This window comes from Breoghania sp. L-A4 (assembly GCF_003432385.1).
GTDB lineage: Bacteria > Pseudomonadota > Alphaproteobacteria > Rhizobiales > Stappiaceae > Breoghania.
In genome coordinates this window covers 1,709,848-1,734,303 of record NZ_CP031841.1, presented here as the reverse complement: position 1 = coordinate 1,734,303, position 24,456 = coordinate 1,709,848, and the positions used below count along the sequence as shown (strand labels likewise).

20 protein-coding genes and 1 pseudogene are annotated in these 24,456 nt (G+C 64.3%); 11 read left to right on the top strand and 10 right to left on the bottom strand.

All coding sequences use genetic code 11. The features are described from left to right. The 10 genes from D1F64_RS08035 to D1F64_RS24355 form a co-directional block, all read right to left on the bottom strand. Entirely contained in the window at positions 1-924 is a 924-nt protein-coding gene (locus D1F64_RS08035) for a branched-chain amino acid ABC transporter permease (RefSeq protein WP_117412014.1), read from the bottom strand. Positions 925-1,072: 148 nt separating this feature from the next. After that, positions 1,073-2,236 (bottom strand): ABC transporter substrate-binding protein, encoded by a 1,164-nt coding sequence (locus D1F64_RS08030; protein WP_117412013.1) that lies wholly within the window; start codon positions 2,234-2,236, stop codon positions 1,073-1,075. A gap of 215 nt (positions 2,237-2,451) precedes the next feature. Next, positions 2,452-3,480 (bottom strand): trypsin-like peptidase domain-containing protein, encoded by a 1,029-nt coding sequence (locus D1F64_RS08025; RefSeq protein ID WP_162901412.1) that lies wholly within the window; start codon positions 3,478-3,480, stop codon positions 2,452-2,454. A gap of 13 nt (positions 3,481-3,493) precedes the next feature. Further along, positions 3,494-4,738, bottom strand: coding sequence for a hypothetical protein (locus D1F64_RS08020; RefSeq protein WP_117412011.1), 1,245 nt, complete (start codon positions 4,736-4,738; stop codon positions 3,494-3,496). A 451-nt stretch (positions 4,739-5,189) separates the two neighbouring features. Then, a complete protein-coding gene (locus D1F64_RS08015; RefSeq protein WP_117412010.1) occupies positions 5,190-5,957 on the bottom strand; it encodes an SDR family NAD(P)-dependent oxidoreductase in 768 nt (255 codons plus the stop codon). Between the two features lie 149 nt (positions 5,958-6,106). Next, positions 6,107-7,453: an adenylate/guanylate cyclase domain-containing protein gene (locus tag D1F64_RS08010; protein WP_117412009.1), complete on the bottom strand. Its 1,347-nt coding sequence runs from the start codon at positions 7,451-7,453 to the stop codon at positions 6,107-6,109. Between the two features lie 146 nt (positions 7,454-7,599). Further along, complete coding sequence (locus D1F64_RS08005) at positions 7,600-8,424, bottom strand: MBL fold metallo-hydrolase (RefSeq protein ID WP_117412008.1); 825 nt, start codon at positions 8,422-8,424, stop codon at positions 7,600-7,602. A 13-nt stretch (positions 8,425-8,437) separates the two neighbouring features. Then, positions 8,438-8,905, bottom strand: coding sequence for a Crp/Fnr family transcriptional regulator (locus D1F64_RS08000; protein ID WP_117412007.1), 468 nt, complete (start codon positions 8,903-8,905; stop codon positions 8,438-8,440). Between the two features lie 121 nt (positions 8,906-9,026). Continuing rightward, entirely contained in the window at positions 9,027-10,190 is a 1,164-nt protein-coding gene (locus tag D1F64_RS24360) for an ATP-binding cassette domain-containing protein (RefSeq protein WP_205470701.1), read from the bottom strand. Next, entirely contained in the window at positions 10,175-11,641 is a 1,467-nt protein-coding gene (locus D1F64_RS24355) for an ABC transporter ATP-binding protein (RefSeq protein WP_205470700.1), read from the bottom strand. Before D1F64_RS24355 ends, D1F64_RS24360 begins: the two co-directional genes overlap by 16 nt. A 261-nt stretch (positions 11,642-11,902) precedes the next feature. Here D1F64_RS24355 and D1F64_RS07990 point away from each other — a divergent pair, with 261 nt between their 5' ends. The 11 genes and pseudogenes from D1F64_RS07990 (at position 11,903) to D1F64_RS07945 (ending at position 24,414) form a co-directional block, all read left to right on the top strand. Beyond that, on the top strand, positions 11,903-13,138 hold the full coding sequence (locus tag D1F64_RS07990; RefSeq protein ID WP_117414499.1) for a glycosyltransferase: 1,236 nt from the start codon (positions 11,903-11,905) through the stop codon (positions 13,136-13,138). Positions 13,139-13,231: 93 nt separating this feature from the next. Continuing rightward, positions 13,232-14,467, top strand: coding sequence for a glycosyltransferase family 4 protein (locus D1F64_RS07985; RefSeq protein WP_117412006.1), 1,236 nt, complete (start codon positions 13,232-13,234; stop codon positions 14,465-14,467). Next, positions 14,464-15,615, top strand: coding sequence for a glycosyltransferase family 4 protein (locus tag D1F64_RS07980; protein WP_248304658.1), 1,152 nt, complete (start codon positions 14,464-14,466; stop codon positions 15,613-15,615). The genes D1F64_RS07985 and D1F64_RS07980 overlap by 4 nt, the downstream gene beginning before the upstream one ends. Next, positions 15,612-16,778, top strand: coding sequence for a glycosyltransferase (locus D1F64_RS07975; RefSeq protein WP_117412004.1), 1,167 nt, complete (start codon positions 15,612-15,614; stop codon positions 16,776-16,778). Before D1F64_RS07980 ends, D1F64_RS07975 begins: the two co-directional genes overlap by 4 nt. Further along, positions 16,775-17,539, top strand: a complete 765-nt coding sequence (locus D1F64_RS07970; protein WP_117412003.1) for a polysaccharide deacetylase family protein — start codon at positions 16,775-16,777, stop codon at positions 17,537-17,539. Before D1F64_RS07975 ends, D1F64_RS07970 begins: the two co-directional genes overlap by 4 nt. Positions 17,540-17,801: 262 nt before the next feature. Further along, positions 17,802-18,329 (top strand): PAS domain-containing protein, encoded by a 528-nt coding sequence (locus D1F64_RS07965; RefSeq protein ID WP_117412002.1) that lies wholly within the window; start codon positions 17,802-17,804, stop codon positions 18,327-18,329. Positions 18,330-18,413: 84 nt separating this feature from the next. After that, complete coding sequence (locus D1F64_RS07960; protein WP_117412001.1) at positions 18,414-19,574, top strand: HAMP domain-containing methyl-accepting chemotaxis protein; 1,161 nt, start codon at positions 18,414-18,416, stop codon at positions 19,572-19,574. Between the two features lie 478 nt (positions 19,575-20,052). After that, positions 20,053-20,136: pseudogene (locus D1F64_RS25045) on the top strand (universal stress protein); the annotation flags it as partial. Positions 20,137-20,171: 35 nt separating this feature from the next. Next, positions 20,172-20,483, top strand: coding sequence for a universal stress protein (locus D1F64_RS07955; RefSeq protein WP_205470699.1), 312 nt, complete (start codon positions 20,172-20,174; stop codon positions 20,481-20,483). Positions 20,484-20,541: 58 nt separating this feature from the next. Next, positions 20,542-22,044: an alanine/glycine:cation symporter family protein gene (locus D1F64_RS07950; RefSeq protein WP_117412000.1), complete on the top strand. Its 1,503-nt coding sequence runs from the start codon at positions 20,542-20,544 to the stop codon at positions 22,042-22,044. 261 nt (positions 22,045-22,305) lie between these two features. Then, positions 22,306-24,414: a LytS/YhcK type 5TM receptor domain-containing protein gene (locus D1F64_RS07945; protein ID WP_117411999.1), complete on the top strand. Its 2,109-nt coding sequence runs from the start codon at positions 22,306-22,308 to the stop codon at positions 24,412-24,414. Positions 24,415-24,456: the final 42 nt, after the last annotated feature.

The window sequence follows — 24,456 nt, the reverse complement described above, 5'->3', positions numbered from 1 at the left end:
TCAGCCGGCCTTGACGGGGAAGAGCCCGGAGGGACGGAAGAACAGAACGCCGGCCATCAAGATATAGATCAGCATGGAGGCCAGCGCCGGTCCCACGTCGTTGGCGGCCGCGGGCGGCAGCACCAGCTTGACGATGTCGGTGGCGAACGAGCGGCCCAGCGTGTCGACAAGCCCGATGATGAGCGCCGCCAGGAACGCGCCGCGGATGGAGCCTATGCCGCCGATGACGATGACCACGAAGGCCAGGATCAGCAGGTTGTCGCCCATGCCCGGCTCCGCCGAGAACAGGGGCGCTGCGAGAATGCCAGCAAACCCCGCCAGCATCGCGCCGAAGCCGAAGACCACCATGAAAAGCGCGCGGATGTTGATGCCGAGTGCGGCCACCATCGGCGCATTGGAGGCGCCCGCGCGCACCAGCATGCCGATGCGGGTGTGGCTCACCAGCACATAGAGGACCGCGGCCACCACCAGCCCCGCGACGATCAGCGCGATGCGGTAGACCGGATAGAGCAGCCCGTCCATGAGCACGAAGGAGCCTGACAGCATATCCGGCATCGGCAGCGACAGCGGCGCCGATCCCCAGGCGATCTTCACGGCCTCGTTGATGAACAGGATCACGCCGAAGGTGGCCAGCACCTGGTCGAGATGGTCTCGGTCGTACAGATGCCGGAAAATCAGGAACTCGAGCGCCAGCCCGCAGACCAGCGCCGCCACCATGCCCATCAGCAGCGCCGCCCAGAAGCTGCCCGTGGGACCGTAGAAGGCCACGGCCAGATAGGCGCCGAGCATGTACTGCACCCCATGCGCGAGATTGATGAAATCCATCACGCCGAAGACCAGAGTCAGGCCCGCGGCAATCAGAAACAGCAGAATGCCGAGCTGAAGCCCGTTCAGCGTCTGGACGGCAAGAAGGGTCGCGCTCACTGGAAAGACCGTTTGGATCGGACCTCTGGCGTGCGCACGGGTCGATCCACCTCAGATTGTCGGACGAGGAGCGGCGGGAGGGCCACTCCGGAAAAGCGACAGGCCGCGGCGCGCCCTTGGCGAGGCGCGCCGCGGCCAATCCGTCATGTTACATCTTGCAGGACGCCGCGTATGCGTCGGAGTGATCGTCAAAGACCTTTTCGACGACTTCCGTGGCGTATTTGCCATCCGCCCGCTTCACCGCCTTGACCAGATAGAAGTCCTGGATGGGGAAGTGATTGGTGTTGTACTTGAAGTCGCCGCGCACGGAGGCGAAGTCGGCCTCGGCCATCGCCGCGATCAGCGCGCCCTTGTCGGCAACGCCGCCGGCCTTCTTGACCGAGGCGTCGATGAGCTGCGCCGCGTCATAGCCTTGCGCGGCGTAGAGCGACGGCACGTAGCCGTACTCCGCCTCAAAGGCCGCAACGAAGGCCTTGTTGGCGTCGTTGTCGAGGCTGGGCGCCCATTCGGCGCCGGCAAACAGACCCACGGCCGCGTCCTTGGTCGCCGGCAGCGTCGTCTCATCCACGGTGAAGGCGGAGAGGAACGGCGTGCTTTCGGACAAGCCCGCCTGCGCGTACTGGCGCACCAGATTCACGCCCATGCCGCCGGGCATGAAGGTGAAGATGGCGTCGGGCTTGGCGGCGGCGATCTTGGCGATTTCGGCGGAGAAATCGAGCTGGCCGAGCTGGGTGTAGATCTCGTCGACGATCTCGCCCTTGAAGAAGCGCTTGAAGCCGGCGATGGAATCCTTGCCCGCCTGATAGTTCGGCGCCATCACCACCATGCGCTTGTAGCCCGCGTCCTGCGCGTGCTTGCCCATCACCTCGTGGTTGTTGTCGTTCTGATACGAGGTGGTGAAGAAGTATTTCGAGCAGCCCTTGCCGGCGATCGGCGAGGGTCCGGCGTTGCCGCCGACAAAGATCGTCTCGCTTTCGATGATCGGCTTGTAGACGGCCATCATCACGTTGGAGAAGACAACGCCGGCCATGATGTCGACCTTGTCGCGCTCAAGCAGACCCTGCACCTTGGTGATCGCGCTGTCCGGCTTCAGCTCGTCATCGACCACGATGACCTCGGTGTCCATGCCGCCGAGCTTGCCGCCCGCCTGTTTGACGCCCAGCAGAAAGCCGTCGCGCATGTGCTGGCCGAGGACCGCCGGCGGACCCGACAATGTTGCCAGAAAACCGATCTTCAGGCCCTCGGCGGATGCCGGCAGACCCATGAGCCCGAGCGCGCCAAGCGCGACTGCGGTGGAAATGATACGCTTCATTGGAACTCCCCTATCGATCGGCGTTTCGCCGTTCCCGATTGCCACAGATAAAAGCGTATTCCACCGGCAAATACAATGCGATGTGCCGCAATGCGGCGCGGCGGGGACCCTGCAAGCCTGACAGAACGCCGCCCGGACACCTATCGGGGGTCTCCAATGACGGCCAGACACCCGCCTGGCGTGTCCCGCACGCGGTCGCGTGACGATCCCCATGCTCAGGCGTTGTCGTTTATCGCATCGAGAATCTCCTTGAAAATCTGCGGCGTGATCCGCACCGCACGATTGAGGCTCCCATCGGCGTCGGTGTGAATGCCGATCACCGTGCGCTTGCCGTCGGTCGAAGTGTGAAAGATCGGGCTACCGCTCTGGCCTTCCTTGGTGTCGACGCTGTGCCAGAGATAGTCATCGGCGAAAGCCCGGATGCGGCCCGGGCAGGACACCTGGATCACGTAGCCGCCGTCTTGCGGATAGCCGAGGCTGTTGATGCGCATGTTGTCCAGATGAGAATCCTTCGTCGAGGCATAGCCGAACCAGCCGGTCTGGCTGCCCATGTGCTTGTCGGGCAGCACGATGACGCCGTAGTCGAACCGGTCGTCCTTTGCCTTCGTCCATTGCGTCGGAACGCGCACCACCTTGGAGCGTTGCGACTGGAAAGGCTCCTGGCTGCGGTTGAGACCGGGCGTCACGTAGATCTCGAGCGGCGTGTGCCCCTCCTTGGGAAACAGGCAGTGGCCGGCAGTCACCACAATGTTGGGCGAAGCGAACCAGCCCGTGCCGAAGGCGACGGCGCCGGTGGTCATCACCGTCCTGAGCCGGCAGATGCAGCGGTGCGGCGGCGAGAGCGTGTTGTCGACCGGCACCCGGTCATCCTTCGGATCGAAGATGATCTTCTGCTTGGTGTCGGTGGGTGGCCCGCCCTCGCCATCGGCCTGGCTCGCGGCATCGTCCGGCATAGCCGCGGGTTTGGGACGCGGAAGCGGCGGCGGAAGGAGCGAACCCGTCACGGCGGCCCGCGCCGCGCGGTGCGATGGCTCGATCATCCCGGCGCCGAACATATCGTCCATGTAGCAGGGCGCGTAGAGCTCGAGCGGGTCGCGCAGGCTACGTGGTCCAAAGATGCCCGCCGGCGCCGGGCCGAAATAACCTTCCGGAAAGGCCTCGCCGCGCTCGAGACCGCCGAGATCAATCTCGACCATCTCCGGCAACCGCTTCGATGTGCTTCCCGGCGTCTTCTTCCTCGCCATGGCCATGCCTCGCTCAATCGCCGGAGCAGTCGCCCCGCGTGCAGTCCGGGGTCTGGTTCTCGAAGGGGCCGCTTTCGGGGTTCGCGCCGCCGCTCGATGCGCCCCCACCAGATGCTCCCCCACCAGATGCGCCGCCGCCCGATGCACCGTCGTTCGATGCTTCCGCCTGGTTGGTCACGCCGCCGTCACCGCCCTGCAGCTTCTCGGACGTTCCCATGCCGACACTCATGATCGACGTCCTGCCGTCGAGCAGCGACGTCTCCTTGTTGCTCCTCGCCTCTTCCAACTTCTGGATCTCATTCACATAGGCCACTTCCGCTTTGAGCGCCGACTCGCGGCTCGTGAACGTGTCGGCGATCGAGGCGAACAACGCCTCGATGATGGTCGCGGGCAACAGCGCCACGGCCGCCGCCTCGCTGGGCTTCTCGACCTTCAGCGAGGTGAGAATGCCATTGGTGAAGCCGGCATTGATCACCTTGTTGACGAACGGAGTACGGGAGAAATCCGTCGCCACGACAGGCCCGCCATTGGGCAGCGGCACGATGACGGAACTGACCGCCACGTCGCCGCCGATCTTGAAACCGGCGGATATCCGGTAGGGAACGGGAAGCCGGTAGCACACGCCGATCCGGCAATCGGGCAGCGTGGCTTGCGGAACGAGGTCCGGCGCGAAGGCCGTCAGCTTGACGCTCGGACGCGTCGCCCTCAGGGAGCGGTAGACGCCGCACAGATTCACCTTGTCCTCGTCCTTGGCGGCGGCGGCGCCGCAATTGTCGCGAATGCCGGCGGCCGTCCGGATCCTGATGGCGGCGGCGATGGCGTCCTCACCCGCGCGCATGGTGACAGGGTCGTCTGGATCGATATCGACCTGGGCGATCAGCGTTGCGCCCTGCAGGCTCGATTCCTTGCCGAACGACTTGATCGCGCCGTAGGACTTGGCGAGGTTGATCAAAAAGTCGCCTGTCTTGTCGTCGGCCGCCACATTCACGGTCTTCAGCAGGCCGTTGTCGCCGACCGTCACATCGACCGTGTCGGAACTCAGCGGGTTTGGCCTGTAGCTGACGTAATAGGTGTGGCGCGGGTCACCGACATAGGCCGGCGCGCCCGCATTGATGATGAAGTTGCCGCGGCTTTCCAGCAGTTGAACCGGCAAAACCGCCTTGGGCAGCATGTAGGCGAAAGACGTGTTGCGGCGGTTCTGCTCACTGAGTTCGTCAACGCTGGTAACCGAGGCGCAGCCGCCCAGCCCCGCGGCCACGAGAACGGCGGCGCCACGAAGCCACGGGCGGCGGTCGCGAACTCGGCGCCTGGCGCCTGGCTTGCCAGCGACATTCAATGCCCGAACGTCGTGGGATGACATCTTGACTGAAACAATCGTCGAAACGAAAAAACGCATGGACCGCCCCCGATACATCGCACAGCAGGGCGCTGCTCGGGTCACAAATCCTCATTTGTGACAGAAATGCCGCAAATCCGCCCCGCGCCATCCGCTTGGCGCCTGTTGACCAGCGCTCCGAATGGCATTTGGCAAGAGCGTTATGAAATCCACCCCGCCGAAAGATATCATTAAATCACAAATCAATAAGAGACGATATGATTTCCAGCATCCGCGAGTGGCATGCCGGCCTCCGGGCCGCAAAACGGCGTCTGCCTCTGGGGAAGCAGACGCCGGACCGCATGAAATCGAAAGTCGTTGCTTGAACGGAGCCTCAGCGCGGGGCGAGGCGGATGGCGCCGTCGAGACGGATGGTCTCGCCGTTCAGCATCTCGTTCTCGCAGATCGCGCGCACCAGTTGGGCGTACTCGTCGGCGCGGCCGAGCCGCGAGGGGAACGGCACCTGCTTGCCGAGCGAGGCCTGGATCTCTTCGGAAAGACCCATCAGCATCGGCGTCTCAAAGATGCCCGGCGCGATCGTCATCACGCGGATGCCGTACTGCGACAGATCGCGCGCCACTGGCAGCGTCAGCGCGGCGATGCCGCCCTTGGACGCGGCGTAGGCGGCCTGGCCGATCTGACCGTCGAAGGCCGCGACGGACGCCGTGGAGACGATCACGCCGCGTTCGCCGCTGATCCCGCGCGGTTCCAGCGTCGTCATGCCGGTGGAGGAATGCGCCATGTTGCGGAAGGTGCCGGACAGATTGACCGCGATCACCTTCTCGAACATTTCCAGCGAGTGCGGCGCGCCGCGCGACACGGTCTTGGCGGCGGGCGCAATGCCCGCGCAGTTGACCAGGATGCGCTCCTGTCCATGCGCGGCGCGCGCCGTCTCGTAGCCGGCCACGACGCTGTCCTCGCTGGTCACGTCGACGGCGACGAACAGACCGCCGATATCCTCGGCCACCTTGCGGCCGGCGTCCGCGTTCATGTCGAACACGGCCACCTTGACGCCGGCGGACGCCAGCATGCGCGCGGTTGCCTCGCCAAGTCCCGATGCGCCACCGGTCACGACCGCGGCAACGGTTTCATCAAGCTGCATGTATCCAAATCTCCCTCGCGCCCGCCGCGGCGCCTTCTAGCAAGCGGCGGGACGCACCCATACCCGGTAGCGGCCGGAGTCACCGCGGTGATGCCCGCGTGCCCCTGGCCAATCTCGAAATGGAGAGGTCGCAGGTTGCCGCGCGGCGGTCAAGACCGGGCGAGCACCGCGATGTCCAGCGGCTGCGCGATACCGGCGACCGTCACGCCGGGGCGCATCTCCACATCACCGACCAGACTGCCCTGACTGCGGGCAATCCGCAGACAGTCGGCGGTGAGGATCGCCGATGTGCGCAGCGCCTTGTTGGCGTCCTCGAGCTTTGCGGCGAGGTTCACCGGCGACCCGATCACCGTGTATTCCAGCCGACTCGCGGTGCCGATGACACCCACGGTGACCGGACCGCAGGCGGCGGCGACGCCAACGCGCAGCGGCTCCGGCCATCCCTCGTCGACGAACTCGGCGGCGACGGCACGCATCCGCTCGGAAATGTCCCGCATCGCGGCGACCGCGTCGGCGGCGTAGGTCTCGGAGGCCTGCACCGCGCCGAAGGTCGCCAGAATGCCGTCGCCGAGGAACTTGTCGATGCGGCCGTTGTTGCGCTGGATGATCGGCACCACGCATTCCTGGTAGCGCGAGAGCACGCGCATGACGGTTTCCGGCGGCAGGCTCTCGGCCGCCGTCGTGAACGAGCGGATGTCGACGACCATGACGGCGGCGGTGCGCGACACCCCCTGCCCGGCTTCGAGCGCCACATCGGCGCCGGTTATCGACTGCGCCACTTCCGGCGCGAAGAACCGTTTCAGATCCTCCGCCGCGACATGGTCGCGGATCGCCTCGAAAAAGATCGTGCGCGCCCGGTACAGGCTGACGGAGAGAATACCCGTCACCGCCAGAATGATGATCAGCTTGTCGAGCTCGGCGCCGATGAGGATCGAATTGGAGGTCAGATACTCCACATAGTTGCGGGTCACATGCATGCCGTCCATGTCGGCGATCACGGCATAGGCGACGAGGCCGAACCAGCCGGCGGCGGCAACGAGCCCCGTGGTCAGCACGAAGCTTGGATCAAGCCGGAGCGCGCGCAGGGAGATGAACAGGAACACATACATCAGCGTCGGCGCCTTCAGGTAGAAGGTCGGATGCTGCCCGTACTGGATGTGAAACGAGAAAATGATGCCGACAAGCAGGCAGACGTCGACGACGATCGAGATCATCAGATACCAGTCGGGCAATTCCCGCTGGTAGGAGATGTACAAGCGTATGATCGTAAACAGGAAATAGGTGCTCAGGGCGAAGGGAACGAAATTGAACCCCTGCGTGCCCTCGGCGCGCGGCGCCAGCGAATAAAGCAGCGCGAAGAACAGCACCACCCCAAGCTGGACCCAGCCGATGAGCCGTTCGGCGGCCGCGTCACGGCGGTGAATCTCATCACGGATGCGCACGGGCACCACCATCCGGCTGGGCGACGGCTGCCAGAGCTGCTTGAATCGCGCCATGATGCTTGGCCTTCTTTCAAAAGAAATTCAGGTTGATTTCAAACGAATTCCAATTGATGCACCGGCGCCGGACCAACGGCGATACCCATCCGGATATCACCCCGGCACCGGCCGATGTCCCCGTGCGTCTTGCGCCCTTGCGGCCGCTACAGGGTCAGCACCATGCCCTGGCGCGCCACCAGCGCGCCCGCATGCTCGCCCCGCGCCGCGGCCCCAATCACATCCAGTTGGTCATCGGTCCGGCACGGATCGTGGTGAAACAGCACCGGCCGCGCGACATCGGCGCGCCGGGCCAGCCGCGTCGCCTCCTGCCAGGTGGAATGCCCCCAGCCAATGTACCGCGGCAGTTCCTCGTCGGTGTACATGCTGTCGTAGACCATGACATCGACACCCTGCACGAACGCGGCGATCGCGGCATCGATCGCCGCATCGCCGTGCTCGTGATCCGTGATCACCGCAAGCGCCCGTCCCTCGAAGTCGACGCGGTAGCCGCAGGCGCCTCCGGGATGGTTCAGCTTGATGGAGCGGACGCTCACATCGTCACCGAGCGCCAGAGCACCGCCGGCCTTGAACTCTTTGAAGGTCACGGCGTTCAGCGTGTCGGCCGCGACCGGGAAAATCGGCGGCGACATGATGCGGGAAATGACGTTTTGCAGGCCCGAGGGTTCTGGAAAATGCCCCGCCCAGCAGCGGATCTGGAAGTTCTTGTCATAGGCGGGCGAAAAGAACGGCAGCCCGCATATGTGATCAAGATGTGTGTGGGTGAAGAGCAGATCGAAGGAGCGCAGACTCTCCGCCATGAGCTGCTGACCGAAGCGGCGCGCGCCGGATCCGCAGTCAATAAGGATGAGCCTCTCGCCCGCACGAATCTCAAGCGCCGTTGTTTCGCCGCCGTAGCGCAACGTATCCTCGCCCGGGGTTGGCGTGGAACCGCGAACCCCCCAAAATCGCACCGAAAAGTCACGCGTCACGCGGTCAGTCTCCTCAGCCGGTCGCCGGCCCGGTTGCTTGCGCCTTGGAAATCGCCAAGTCGCGTGTTGTCTTTTCCAGCCGCTGGGCCAGCACCCGCATCACCTCCAGCGCCATTTCCGGGAACTCCTCGAGAAGCTTGAGGAAGTTTTCCTTGGACACCGTCAGCACATCCAGATCCGTTTTCGCCACAAGCGTGGCCGTGCGCGGTACGTCGCAGAGAATGGCGATCTCCCCGACAATATCATTGGCCCCGATGGTGGCGACCGTTCGCTCTCCGCGATCCGTCGCCACGACGACATCGGCGGAGCCTTGCAGAATGATATAGGCACTGTCGCCCGTATCGCCCTGCTCGCACAAATGCTCACCCTCGTGGAACTGCGTCCGGTCGCTGATAAAGGCCAGCAGACGCAATTTTCCGGCGTCGATTCCGCGAAAAAGCGGCACCTTGCGCAGGGCATCCACTTCAGTTTCCAACGACATCGTGGCAGCTCCCTGTGTTGATCACCGTCACCCCGTATCGCCCCGCCCGATCACCGGTCAGACGCTCCGGCGCGTGGCTCACGCCAACCCTTCGCCCAGATGGCCGGCCGCGCTGCGTCATTCACGCCTCGCCCGCCGACATCTCAACCGGCCGCTCACCATTTGTCACCTGACTCCGGGCAAGACTGCCACCGGTCATTCTAAGGACCATGTCGAATTCGGCTGCGACCTGCTGATCGGAGATCCCGAACAGCACTGTCTTGCCGACCAGTTCACGGCGAATCATCGCGCGCAACCGCGCGTCTTCCGCTCCGGGCCCGGCGGCGATATCGTCGAGAATCATCATCTCCGGGCGTTTCATGATCCCGCGCGCCAACGCGATCTTGCGCCGCTGGCCGCCTGTCAGGCGCGAGCCCGCGACCCCGACATGGAAATCCAGGCCGGCGCTGAGAATCGGCTCGCGCAGATCCAGTTCGTCGACCATCGCACCGATAAGCTGGTCGATGCGCTCGCGGCTGTCGCGCCGGTCGACCCGCGGCCGGCCGAACAACAGGTTCTCCTCGATGGTCAGCGGGCCGATGTAACGGTCGATATCCAGAATGACGTAACGCTTCGACGTGGCCATGATCTCCTCGTGGAAACGCTTGCGCGCGGTCACGATGTCGGCGGCCAGTGCGTCATCGACAACGCCGAGACGGTGGCGGGAGGGCACCAGCTTGAAAGCCAGGCCGATCAGCCGCCCGCATTGCGCTTCGGAGAGCGCGCTCGCACCGGCTGCGCGCGTCTTTCGAAGAATCTTCTCGAACTCCGGCAATTCATCCGGCGTGATGAAGGAGTAGGCGCCCAGCAGCACCGAGTCGGCGCTGACGCTGGCGAACAATTCGATCATCGTATCCGCGATCTTGATGCCGATCGCCACGAAGCGGTCGTACAGGCTCTGCCGCTTCAGAAAGGCGACAAGCCGGGGATTGGCGGCGATCTTCTCGATCGTCATGTCCATATCCGCCGGCACGCCGTAAAGCAGGTTCTCGCCCAGGGTCGCGGACTGGTTGAACGTCTCGATGTTCCACAGTTCGACCACATGCTGCAGTTTCGTGTCGGACGACACGCGCTCGGCGATCGCCTTGCGCACCTTCAGAATATGCTCGGCCACGCCAGGATGAACGTCGGGATCCAGCCGCGCCTGCAGGCCCATGCGGTAGACGTCGTCTCCGAGCCCCACGGCGTCGACGATGGACAGCGCGCGCTCGTCCAGCGCCGCCGGGCTGTTCACGCCGGCCGCCACAAGATCCTCCCAGGGCAGTTCCGGATCGAAGGGCGAATTGGCCGTCTGCAGCGCTTCGCGGCGCTTGTACTCGGCCTCCGCGCCCGTCGCCTCGACATCCCGCGCGGCCGGTGACGCAGACCGTAGAACAGATTGTCGCGGATGGTGCCGCTGAAGATATGCGGCGCGGCGTTGACATAGGAGATGAGCCGCCCGAGCGTCGCCTCGCCCAGATCCTCCAGGTTGCTCTTGCCGATCTCCACCCGTCCCGAGGCCGGACTCAGAATTCCCGCGGCAAGCTGCAGGGTTTCCGAGCGGCCCGAGCCGTCCTCTCCGACGATGGCCACAGCCGTTCCCTGCGGCACCTTGAACGAGACCCCGTTGACCTCCTGGCCCGCCGCGCCGCCGGAAAACGTGACGCTGGAAAACGACAGATCGCCCTGTAGCGCCAGCACCTCGTCGGCCGTCAGCCGTTCCACCTTGTAGAGATCGGGCGGATCGAAATTCTCGATCACAGCCTGATACTTGACGTTCACGTCCGCGAGGATCTGGTAGTAGGCCAGCAGTTCCTTCCAGGGTCCCGCCAGGTCCTTGTAGGCGGCGAGCACGGCCACCAGCGCGCCGAAGCTGATCTGGCCGCGAATCACCAGATATCCGCCGATGGAGTAAAAGAAGAAGGGCGTGAGCTGGTTCATGAAATTGTTCACGAACTTGATCATGTATTTGCGTTTGAAGATCGCGTAGCGGATGTCGTAGTTGGTGTGCAGCCGCGCCGACACTTCCGCCATATGCAGAACCGACGTGTCGTTGGCGTGGATCTCCGTCGCCCCGTTGATGCTCTCGCCGATCTTGTCGGCCACGGCGCGCACATTGCGCACCCGCATCCGCGACAGCTGGATCACGCGCTTCTGCAGCTTCGGAATGATGTAGGCCTGCACCGGATACAGCGAGATGGCGGCCGCGCCGAGCAGCGGGTCCTGCGCGAAAATGAACGTGATGTAGACGATCAAGGTGCCGCCCTGATACGCCGGAACCGCCACCGCATCGCCAATGAAGCCGCCGAGATCCTCGACCTCGGCCGTGATCATCGGAATGATCTCGCTCGATGAGACACGGCGGAACTGCGGCAGCCGGAAGCGCAGCACACGTTGGAACAAGTCAAAGCGCAAGCGGCGCAGCATGCGCTCGCCGGTCTGGCCCTTGTAGACGTTGAGAACGTATTTGACCGCGTTGTTGATCACCACCAACGACAGGAAGCCGAGGCACAAGGCCATCAGATAGGGAACCTGAGCGAACTCGATGCCGAAGAACGTGCGGGGGCCGGGCCCGCCCTGAATCGCATCGTTGACGATCAGCTTGGGCACTTCCAGCATGGTGTACAGCGCGGGAAACGACAGCACCGTTATCAAAACGATATAGAGCTGCTGCCGGGCGCTGTATTTCCAGATGAAGCGAAAGAGGGTCGATTCCATTCAAAGGCGCCCAAGCGAATTGTCACATGATCGTCAATACTTGAAACCTGAAATCAGCCAGGATTGGACACACACTATCGCCGATCCGCCGGATTTTCATAGAGGCCGGGACAAATTTGCTCACATGGTGGTGCCAAAACGATATTGAGTAATTCCGGCATGCAATGCATGGTGCGGGAGCAATCACCCATTTGCACGGCAATCGAATTCGGGAGATCCGTCCGAATGCCTGTGAATTCCAATACGGGCAAGACGGGCACGATGCGAACTGAAAAGCCGAAAATCCTTATCTACAGCCACGACTCCTTCGGATTGGGGCACTTGCGCCGCTGCCGCGCAATCGCCCATTCGCTCGTCAACGAGTTCAGCAACCTGTCGGTTCTGATCCTGTCGGGCTCGCCGATCATCGGCAGCTTCGATTTCCGCAGCCGCGTGGATTTCGTGCGCATTCCCGGCGTCATCAAGCTGCGCAACGGCGAATACACATCGCTGGGGCTGCATATCGACATCGAGCAGACACTGGCGATCCGCTCCTCGATCATCGAGCACACCGCCAAGATCTACCGCCCTGATATCTTCATTGTCGACAAGGAACCGCTGGGCCTGCGCGGCGAGGTGCACGCCACCCTGCAGCAGCTCAAGCAGACCAACACGCGGCTGGTGCTGGGTCTGCGCGACGTGATGGACGATCCGGACATCCTGCGTGAGGAATGGGAACGCAAGAACGTGTTTCCCGCGCTTGAGGAGCTGTACGACGAATTGTGGGTCTACGGCCTACCCGGCATCCACGATTCGCTCGCCGGCCTCGGGCTGCCGCAATCGGTGCACGACAAGGCGCTTTACACTGGCTACCTCAAGCGCTCGCTGCCACGCACGCCGAGCATTCTCGAGCCGTTCCCGTTCATGGACCAGCCGCATATCCTGGTCACGCCGGGCGGCGGCGGCGACGGGGTGGAACTGGTCGACTGGGTGCTGCGCAGCTACGAGGCGCGTCAGGACACGCTTCTGCCCGCGCTGGTGATCCTGGGTCCGTTCATGCCCGCCGAGGCGCAAGCGAACTTCATCGCCCGTGCCGACAAGATGGACAATGTGCACATCATCCGATTCACACCGCACATGGAGCCGTTCCTCGATCAGGCGACGGCGATCGTCGGAATGGGCGGTTACAACACATTCTGCGAGATCCTGTCCTTCGACAAGCCGACGTTGCTGGTGCCGCGTATCGTGCCGCGCCGCGAACAGGCCATCCGCGCCAAGCGGGCCGAGGCCTGCGGTCTGGTGCGCGTGCTGCCGATCGACGATTATCCCGACGTGTCGCAGATGTCGCGTGCGCTGGCCGAGCTGCCGTACTCCGCGCCGCCCGCGACGGCCGGCTACGCGGGACTGCTCGACGGGCTCGACAACATCAATGCCCGGGTCGAGACGATCCTGTCTGGAGAGCGCGTCCTGCACGAACCCGAAAGCGCCGTGTCCGCGCCGGTCTATTCCGGCCCCTGAACGGGCCTTGACCGGACCGGCCGGCGGCTGATGTGCGCGGGGCGACCGCCAGGCGCGCCGCTTGACAGCCAATCACCGAACCAAGAGCCGCCCATGTCCCGCGTCGCCGTCGTCGTCAAAGGCTATCCGCGCCTTTCGGAAACCTTCATCGCCCAGGAAATCCTGGGCCTGGAACGCCTCGGCGTCGAGCAGCTGATCGTCTCCCTGCGCCATCCGACCGATCCGCACGTGCACGACATGCACCGCGAGATCCAGGCCGAGGTGCTCTATCTGCCGGAATACCTCGAGGACGATCCCGCGCGCGTCGCCGCAGCCGAACGCTGGGCCGGGGCACAACCTGGCCACGCCGCGGCGCGCGCGGCGTTTGAAGCCGATCTTGCCCGCGATGCCTCCGATGGCCGCCACCGCCGCTGGGGACAGGCCTGCGTGATGGCGCACGAACTGCCCTCAGACATCACCTGGCTGCACACCCACTACCTGCACACGCCGGCGTCGGTCACACGCTACGCGGCACTCATCCGCGGCATGCAGTGGTCGTTCTCGGCGCACGCCAAGGACATCTGGACATCCGAGGAATGGGAGTTGCGCGACAAGCTCGCCGACGCCGCCTGGGGGGTCACCTGCACCCGGCTCAACGCCGAATACCTCAACGGGCTCGCCGACCGCCCCGACAAGGTCGAGCTTGTCTACCACGGCCTCGACATGACGCGGTTTCCTCCCGCGCCCGCGCAGCGTCCGCCGCGCGATGGAACAGCGGATCCGGTGCGCATCGTCTCCGTCGGCCGCGCCGTGGAGAAAAAAGGCTATGGCGTCCTGCTCGAGGCGCTGGCCGCCCTGCCACCCGCGCTCAACTGGCGGTTCAGCCACATCGGCGGCGGCGAGCTGCTGGACGCGCTGAAGCGGCAGGCCGACGCGCTTGGACTGTCGAGCCGCATCGACTGGCGCGGCGCGCTGGCCCGCGACACGGTGATTGAAGCCTACGCGGACGCCGATCTCTTCGTGCTTCCCTGCACCATCGCCGCCTCGGGCGACCGCGACGGGCTGCCCAACGTGCTGATGGAAGCCCAGACCATGGGGCTCGCCTGTCTGTCGACCCGTGTCTCGGCGATCCCGGAGCTGATCGACGACGGGGAGACCGGCGTGCTGGTCGCCCCGGACGATTCTTCGGAACTGGCGCAGGCGCTCGCCCGGCTGATCGAGGATCCCGCCCTGCGCGCCCGTCTGGGCACCCGCGCCGCCGAACACGTGCGCGCGAAATTCTCCTCCCAGCCCGGCATAGCCCGTCTGGCCGAGCGCTTTCGTCCGCTTGTGGAGACCGCCGCCGCGTGACCAGCGTTTTGGGGATAGAGACCGTTGCGGTCTACGCGCCGATGAAGCCGCTTGACGACCCTGTGCCCTCCGGCGACCGCCAGGTGGGCCGGCTGATCGTGCAGGCGCTGGAACGCGGCGGCCGCGCGGTTGTCCAGCCAAGCCGCTTCCGAAGCTGGTGCCGGGATGGCGGCATCGAACGACAACAGGATCTCGAACGCGCCGCACTTGCGGAAGCGGACCGGCTGGTCGAGGCGTTTCAAAGCGGCACGGCCCCGTGCCCGGATGCCTGGCTGACCTATCATCTGTATCACAAGGCGCCGGACTGGGTCGGTCCCGCCGTCGCCGACGCGCTCGACATCCCCTTTGCGGTGATCGAGGCGAGCCGCGCGATGAAACGCAAGAGCGGACCGTGGCAACACGGTTTCGCCGCGGCCGACGCGGCACTCGTCCGCGCTGATGCCGTCGCCGCCATGCACGCCGCGGATGCGGAAGGGCTGGAGCCCATCGTGCCGGCCGGCGCCCTGCGCATCCTGCCGCCGTTTATCGACGCCAGCCCCTTCGCTCAACCCAAACAGCCCCGCCCGGCCGGCGCGCCGGTGCGGCTCCTCACGGTTGCGATGATGCGCGAGGGCGACAAGATGCGCTCGCACCGATTGCTGGCCGAGGCGCTCGCGCAGGTGGCGGATCTCGACTGGCATCTGACGCTGGTCGGCGACGGCTCGATGCGCGACGCGGTTCTTGCGCTCTTTCCCGCATCCCGAATCACCTGGCTCGGACGGCTGGCGCCGGAAGACATGCCGCGCCCCTATGCGCAGGCCGATCTGTTTGTCTGGCCGGCGATCCGCGAGGCCTTTGGCCTTGTGTTTCTCGAGGCCCAGGCTGCCGGCCTGCCGGTGATCGCCGGCAGCACCGGAGGCGTGCCCGATATCATGCGCGACGGCGAGACCGGCTGGCTGGTGCCGGTCGAGGACACGGACGCCTTCGCGCGCGCCTTGCGGCAGGCGATCAACGGCGCGGATACACTCGAGGCCATGGGCCAGGCGGCGCGCGCCCATGTGCGCGACCGCCATGATATCGCCGCCGCCGTGCCGCAACTCGACGCCTTCCTGCAATCCGCCGCCGCCAGACACGCCGCACGCCGCAACCAACGGATCCCCCGCACGTGACAGCCCCCACAGCGCTCATCCATGTCCAGCATCTGCTCGGAACCGGCCACGTGGTGCGCGCCGCCGCCATCGGCCGGGCACTGGTGGATCTCGGCGTCCCGGTGACGATGGTCTGCGGCAACACCGTGCCGCCGACGCTCGACGCACGCGGGCTCGACGTCGTCTGCCTGCCGCCCGTGCGCGCACGCGACGCCCATTTCAAGGAATTTCTCGACGAGACCGACGCGCCCATCGACGACGCCTGGCGGGACAATCGGCGCGACTTGCTGCTGAAGGCATTCAATGACGTGCGCCCGGATATCCTGCTGAGCGAAACCTATCCGTTTGGCCGGCGCAAATTCGCCTTCGAGATGCTGCCGTTGCTGCAGGCTGCGCGCGCCCGCGCCACGCCGCCGCTGATCGCCTCCTCCATCCGCGACATCCTCGTGCGCAAGCCCGATCCGCGCAAGGAAGAGACAATGGCGGAGATCGCCAACCGCTTCTACGATCTGGTGCTGGTGCATTCCGATCCCGACTATGTGCGGCTGGAGGACAGCTTTCCCTTCACCGACCGCGTCGCGCACCTGCTGCGATACACCGGCTTCGTGCACACCGGAACACGCGCGGAGCCACCGTCCGGCGAGGGCGACAACGAGGTGATCGTGTCCTGCGGCGGCGGCGCGGTGGGCACGCATCTGCTGGATACGGCCGTGCATGCGCGGGCCGTCAGCCGCGCCGCGAACGATCTCACGTGGCGGCTGCTTGTCGGTCATGACGTGCCCGAAGAGCGCTTCACGGCCCTGCGCGCGACGCTGCCCCAAGGCGTGATCGCGGAACGCGCGCGGCCGGACTTCCCGGGCCTTCTCAAACGCGCGCGGCTGTCGGTCAGCCAGGCCGGCTACAACACGGTGCTCGACGTGCTGGCGGCGGAAGTCCCCGCCGTGTTCATCCCCTTCGCGCAAGTGCTCGAAACGGAGCAGAGTCACCGCGCCCAGGCGCTGGCGGGCCGCGGCCTGGCAACCATCGCCGACGAGAAGACGCTGACGCCCGAGGCGCTCGCGCAGGCTGTCGACGCGGCCATGGCCTTGCCGCGCGGACGCGAGCGGGTGGGGCACGAAGCGCAGATGCGCGGCGCGGAGACAAGCGCGGAGCTGCTGCTGCGCGCATGGGAGGAAAGCCGATGAGCACACGGGAGCTGCACATCTTCCGCGCGGCCCTCACCGCGCATCTCGACTGGTTCGCAGAGCGCGGCAAATCCGCGCGCTTCTGGTGGCGCGACGATGACGCCATCGAGCCGTCCCCGGCGCTCGACCGGCTGCTCTCCATCGCCAACACATACAAGGTTGAAGTCGGCCTCGCTGTGATCCCGGAGCCGGCGACCGAGGCACTGGCCGACCGGTTGCGCGAGGAGCCTTACGCCAAGGTGCTGCTGCACGGCTGGCGGCACAAGAACCACCAGCGCAAGGATCTGGGGGAAAAGGCGGCCGAATTCGGCTCCCGCCGGAACCCCGCGGAAGCGATCGACGAGTTGCGCCGCGGCAAGGCGCGACTGGAAGCGCTGTTCGGCGAGGCCTTCATTCCCGCCTTCGTGCCGCCCTGGAACAGACTGTCTCCGGAGATCGCCCGCGGCGCGCAGGCCATCGGGTTGAAGGGAATTTCCAGCTTCACCTGGTTCCATGCGCCCGACCCGCACCGGCTGCAGACCCATATCGACATGATCAAGTGGAAGAAGGGCCGCCGCTTCATCGGCTGGCCCGCGGCCGCCATGCGTTTCGACCTGCAGATGACCCGGCGGCGCAACGCACCCAGTGAGCCGATCGGCATCCTCAGCCACCATCTGGCGATGGAAGACGACAGCTTCCGCTTTCTCGAGGAGACCTTCGCCATCGCCGCCGCCCACCCGGGCGCGCAGTGGCCGCCGATCCGCGATCTTTTTGCCGTGTAACATGGCTGAATCGGGGGCCGGCGCGACGGATCTTGCGCGCGCAGGCCCCTGTAAAAAATATCGAGACAAAAACAGATAGGTCAGGTTACCCCGCGTCCGCCCACGGTCCTCAAATGATTGTTTTACCGGATGCCCGCGTTCATCTCGAATTAACGAAACGCGCCGAAGTTCGCCATACCCTTTATGCATCCGAAACAGACGGGCCGCCCGCGACAGGCTGCCCGACCGTCCCTTGGACGCCCGGAAAACCAGGTGAAACGCCATGCGCGACGTGCCTCTCACAGGCGTTGAACGATTCTTCGATGACAACGACATCATCGTCAGCAAGACCGATCTCAAGGGCCGGATCACCTACGCCAATCAGGTTTTTCTCAAGATCGCCGACTTCAGGGAAGCCGAGGTTCTGGGCGAGCCTCACAGCATCATCCGGCACCCCGACATGCCGCGCTGCATCTTCAAGACCCTGTGGGATACGGTCCAGGCGGGACACGAGATTTACGCCTACGTCGTCAACCGCACCAAGGGCGGCGATCACTACTGGGTTTACGCGCATGTAACCCCCAGTTTCGACGCGCAGGGCCGCATCGTCAGCTATCACTCGAACCGCCGGGTGCCCGATCGCGCGATTCTTGAGAGCCAGATCATTCCGCTGTACCGCCAGTTGAAGGCGATCGAGGACGCGCCCGCCAGCCGCAAGGACGGTCTGGCGGCCTCCGAACGCGCCATCGCCGACCTGCTGGCGGAAAAGGGTTTGGCCTACGACGAATTCGTCGCGACCCTCGCCGCTTGACGGCGCAACCGGCCGTCCGGCGCGGTAGCCCCGATATTGTGAACACGACCGGTTCCGCCGGCATCCAAACCTGAGTTGAAAACCATGGCGTTCAGAAGCAACAAAGCCGCGATCCGCAAAGCCATCGACGTCTGCAACGCGGTGGCTGCCGGCGACTTCGAAAAACGCATCATCGACATCCGCGAAACCGGGGAGATGGGCGAGCTGATGCACGCGATCAACCTGATGATCGACCGCACCGACGCCTACCTGCGCGAGTCGAAAGCCTGTCTCGACTACGTCAGCCGCAACCAGTATTTCCGCCTGATCTCCGAAAAAGGCATGGTCGGCAGCTTCGGCGATGCGGCGCGCAGCATCAACACGGCGACGCTCTCCATCAAGACCAAGCAAGACGGCTTCCGCCACATGGCCGAGACCTTCGAGACGCAGATGGGCGACATCGTGGAAAACGTCTCCACCGCCGTCGTCACCCTGCAGTCGGCATCCGACAGCGTCACCAAGGCGTCGAACACCGCCAACGAACAGTCGCTGATCGTCGCTTCCGGCGCGGAAGAGGCATCCGCCAACATGCAGAACGTCGCCTCCGCCACCGAGGAACTCACCGGCTCGATCGGCGAGATCAACCGGCAGGTGCGCCAGTCGGCGGAGATCGCCACCGGGGCCGTGGCGCAGTCACGCGACATGAGCCAGGACATCGAGAGCCTGTCGGGCGCCTCCCAGAAGATCGGCGAGGTGGTCAATCTCATCAACGCCATCGCGGCGCAGACCAACCTGCTGGCGCTCAACGCCACCATCGAGGCGGCGCGCGCGGGCGAGATGGGCCGGGGCTTCGCCATCGTGGCGCAGGAGGTGAAAAGCCTCGCGGGGCAGACCGCCACCGCGACCGAGGATATTGCCGCCCAGGTCGAGGGTCTGCAGCGCGCCACGACCAAGGCCGTGGAGGCCAACGCGCAGATCAGCACGACCATCGAGCAGGTGAGCGACATCTCCGCGGCCATCGCCTCGGCGGTCGAGCAGCAGAGCGCGGCCACCAGCGAAATCGCCCAGAATGTGGAGGTCGCCGCCAAGGGCACCCGCAACGTCAGCTCCGGCATCATGTCCGTGCAGATGGCCACCAGCGAGACCAGTGAAGTCTCCGCCCGCGTCCTGGACTCAGCCAGCGCGCTGTCGCGTCAGGAACGCAGCCTGCAGACCCTGCGCGAGGAGATGAACAGCTTCCTCGCCGAAATCGGCAAGGTCGGCTAGCCCATAAAGGGCGTCCCGGCCGCCCTACCCCAATATTCCGCCACGAGCGATCCGGCGTCCATGTCGACGGGCGCTCACGCATGTCCCGTCAGGCCGGCGATCTCCATAACGTCGGCCCGGGCATCCTGACCAGCGCCCACGCCAACTCCCAAAGCAAACATCCTGCGATCCTCTGCGCCGCGCGGGACTCGAGCCCTCCGGTTTCATAAATCCGGGACTGCATTGCCCTGTCCACCGCGCTTACGCAACGGGACATGAAGCCGGTTTTCCACAACGTCACGCCCTGACGTAACGATTTTCACGAATTTATACGTATCTCTGAGCCGGCAAGCGGACTTTGCCCCTATGCTGCTCAACGGAAGGATCAATTTTGATCTGATATCCGTTCTTTCGCGCAAATTGCATCCGCGTCACTTGAAGCTCGCGAGACTATCCTTCCATCTGCCTGCGAAACGACGGCGCACTCAGGAGGACTGCAATGACCGATACCATCGTCGTCGGCTTCGACGGCTCGGACGCATCGAAACGGGCAGTGGACTTCGCGAAGGCCCTCGCGGATCGCAGTGGCTCCGCCCTGCACCTCGTGCATGTGCTGGAATGGTCGCCCTACAGTTTCCACTCCCCGAAGAACTCGCGGAGCGGCACATGCGGCGCGAGCAGGAGCTGTCGCGCGCGCAGGAGCTGCTGCAGCCCACCGTCGACGCGCTGGCCAAGGCCGGACAGGCGGTCACCAGCGAGGCCCGGCACGGCGACACCGCCGATCTGTTGTGCAAGATCGCCAAGAGCACCGGCGCGTCCCAGATTGTCGTCGGGCGCAAGGGGGCGTCCGCCCTGGCGAACCGGATTCTCGGCAGCATGGCCATCAACCTGATGCAGAGTTCGCCCGTCCCGGTAACGATCGTGCCCTAGGGCGGCGACGCTCCATTTGATGATCGATTTTCAATAATCCGTATCCAGGGGGACAATAATGTCCGTACGCATCCTCACAGCGGCCTTGAGCCTGCTCCTGACGACCCAATTCGCGCACGCGCAATCCAGCATTGACCAGGCGATCAGCGACGCCGTCGCCCCGATCGTCAATCCGATTGTCAGCCTCGTGTTCTATTCGGTGCCGGTCTTCGGCACCCAGTTTCCGCTGATCGTCGGCTGGCTGGTTGTCGCCGCCGCCGTCTTCACGGTCTATTTCGGATTTATCCAGTTTCGCGGTTTCAAGCACTCGATCGAGCTGGTGCGCGGCGACTATTTCGACCCCAAGGACGCCGGTGAGGTGACGCCGTTCCAGGCGCTGGCCACCGCGCTTTCGGGCACCGTGGGCCTGGGCAACATCGCCGGCGTCGGCGTCGCGGTCTATCTCGGCGGTCCGGGCGCCACCTTCTGGATGATCCTCGCCGGCCTGCTCGGCATGGCGTCGAAATTCACCGAATGCATATTGGGCGTGAAATACCGCAATGAATACACCGACGGCACCGTGTCCGGCGGACCGATGTATTATCTGTCCAAGGGCCTTTCCGAGGACGGCAAGGCAGCACTGGGCAAGTTCCTCGCGATCTTCTTCTCGATCTGCTGCATCGGCGGCGCGCTCGGCGGCGGCAACATGTTCCAGGCCAACCAGTCGTTCGCCCAGATCTCCTCGATCATTCCCTTCTTCGAAGGCAAGGGCTGGCTGTTCGGCCTGATCATGGCCGCCATCGTCGGCTTCGTGATCATCGGCGGCATCAAGTCGATTGCACGGGTCACGGAAAAGATCGTTCCGGGCATGGCGATCCTCTATGTCGGCTCCTCGCTGATCATCATCGCGATGAACTTCAGCGCCATTCCCGAAGCGGTTTCCTCGATCTTCACCGGCGCCTTCGCACCGACAGCGGTCGCCGGCGGCATCGTCGGCGCCCTGATCCAGGGCTTCAAGCGCGCGGCATTCTCCAATGAGGCCGGCATCGGTTCCGCCTCCATCGCCCACTCGGCGGTGCAGACGACCCACCCGGTCACCGAGGGCTACGTGGCGTTGCTGGAGCCCTTCATCGACACCGTGGTGATCTGCACCATGACCTCGCTGGTGATCATCGTCACCGGCTCCTGGGTCGCCGGCGACGGCGTCACCGGCATCGCCCTGACATCGCGGGCCTTCGAGTCCAGCTTCTCCGGCTTCGGCTACCTGCTGGCGATCGCCGCCGTGCTGTTCGCCTTCTCGACCATGATCTCCTGGTCCTACTACGGCCTGAAGGCCTGGACCTACATGTTCGGCGAGGGGAAGACCAAGGAGCTGATCTTCAAGTCCATCTTCTGCGTCTTCGTGGTCATCGGCTCGTCGCTCAGCCTCGGCCCCGTCATCGACTTCTCGGACGCGATGATCTTCGCCATGGGCATCGCCAACATCATCGGGCTGTACATGCTGATGCCGAAGGTGAAGGCGCTGCTGAAGGACTACCAGGGCAAACTCGCCTCCGGCGAGATCTCCAAGGTCGCAAAATAGACAGCGCGAAACGGATGACAACAAGGCCCGCCCCGGAACGCTCCTGGGCGGGCTTTGCCAGCGGATGAAGAGGAAAGCGTCGTGTTCGCCATGCCCGTGCGCCTTGGCGGGAACTTGGCGCCAGACGGCCAAAAGGCTGCGTTTGCGGACGCTGGGGAAATACGTAGGTAGTATACCAAAGCAGATACCACTATACGCGGTTGACACATTTATCTGTGCTTTAATCCCCTTGATGCCCAACAATCCGGCGTGCCCAGGATCATGATTCTCGAGCTCATAAAAGGCGTAGCCCTTCTCCTCGCTCTGAGTCAGTTGCAGAATCTCGTTCTCCATTTGAGGCGGCTGGGCGAAACCAGTCAGAAAATCTTGTCCGGCGTGTTGTTCGGGGGCATTTGCATCATCGGGATGATGCTGCCCATCGAAATGACCCCCGGAGTGATTTTTGACGCCCGCTCCGTCGTCATCAGCATGTCGGGACTGTTCGGCGGCCCGATCGTCGGCGTCATCGCATCGCTTATTGCGGCCGGATACCGTATTTGGCTTGGCGGCAGCGGCGTCTACGTGGGCGTCGGCACCGTCATCATATGCGTCTCGCTCGGCCTTGCTTATCGGCACCTCCACAGGAAGGGTCTGGTCAAGGTCGGAATCGTTCAGCTTCTGGTCTTCGGGCTGATCGTGCACATCGCAACGGTCCTTCTGTTCACGCAACTGCCTGCGGAGATTGCCCAACGCGTCATGGAACATCTGGCGGTTCCGTACGTCCTCACGTTCGCGCCCGCCACCGCAATCCTTGGAATGCTGCTCAAGGATCTGGACGATCGCATTGAAACCGAAAACGCGCTGACGGAGAGCGAGGCGAGACGCGCCCTTCACATTCAGAACACGCCCCTGGCCGCCATCTCATGGGACCGCGACTTCTGCTGCACCGAATGGAACAAATCAGCGGAAAGGATATTTGGGTACACCGCCGAAGAGGCCATTGGCCGGCGCGCCAGTGACTTGATTGTGCCTGCCGAGATCCGGGACGACATCAAGAATTACTACGGCGTCTTGTTGGAAAACCAGGAGGGAAGCCGAAGCGCGAACGCGAATATCACGAAAGATGGGAAGACCATATTCTGTGTTTGGTACAACACGCCCATCGTTGACCGGAATAACCATACCATCGGCGTGGCGTCCCTGGTGCAGGACCTGACCGACCAAAAGCGCTCCGAGGAACAGCTTCGCCAGGCTCAGAAGATGGAAGCGATCGGTCAGCTCACGGGTGGCATTGCGCACGATTTCAACAACATGCTGTCGGTGATGCTTGGCAATGCGGAGATCATCGAGTCCGACATGCGTGAGGACCGCCTGGCGCGGGACAGGATCGAGAAGCTCAAGCAAACCATTGACCGCGCCGCCTCGCTCACCCAGCGGCTGCTCGCCTTCTCCTGCCAGCAAACCCTGTTTCCACGGAGCACAGACGTCGAAGCGCTGATCGGCCAGCTCGAGGACATGCTTCGCCTGACGCTTGGGGAGACGATCGTCTACAACTTCAAGGCTGCCGACGACCTCTGGCGCGCATGGGTCGACGGGCCACAGCTCGACCACGCTCTTCTCAATCTCGCGATCAACGCGCGCAGCGCCATGCCGGACGGCGGAACCTTGACCATCGAAGCGGTCAACACGACGCTCGACAAGGCCTACACCAGTCAGCACGAGGACGTGACACCGGGAGACTACGTCAGACTATCGGTCAGCGACACCGGTCACGGCATGACCCGGGAGGTCATGGAGCATGCGTTTGAGCCCTTCTACACCACCCGGGACGTGGGTGAAGGCAGCGGCCTCGGCCTGAGCATGGTCTACGGCCTGATCCGGCAGTCCGGTGGCCATATCACGATCTCGAGCGAAGTCGATCAGGGCACAACCGTCACACTCTATCTGCCGCGCGCCCAAAAATCCGCGACCGATGAGGTGGACGGCGTGGAGCCGCCTGAGGTCACCCGTACGTCCGCGCGCATCCTCGTCGTCGAGGACGACCCCAACGTCCGGGAGATCCCCGTCCGCATTCTGAGAACCGAGGGCGGCTACGAGGTTGTCGAGGCGGAGGATGGCGAGGCGGCCATCGAGATCCTCAAGAGCGATCGACCGGTCGATCTGCTGTTCACCGACGTCGTCCTTCCAGGCGGCATGAACGGCGTTGCCATTGCCGAGGAAGCACTCCGCCTGAACCCGGCGATCAAGGTGCTCTATGCCACCGGCTATGCGGAGAACGTCGTCATCGACAAGAACAAGATGGCCGACGGTACGACCTTGCTGAACAAGCCCTACCACCGGTCGGAGTTGCTGGAAAAGGTTCAGGTGCTTCTCGACAGCGAGAACGGTTGAGCGTCAAAGATCCGGCAAGCGGCAAGCGCGCTATGGCAATAT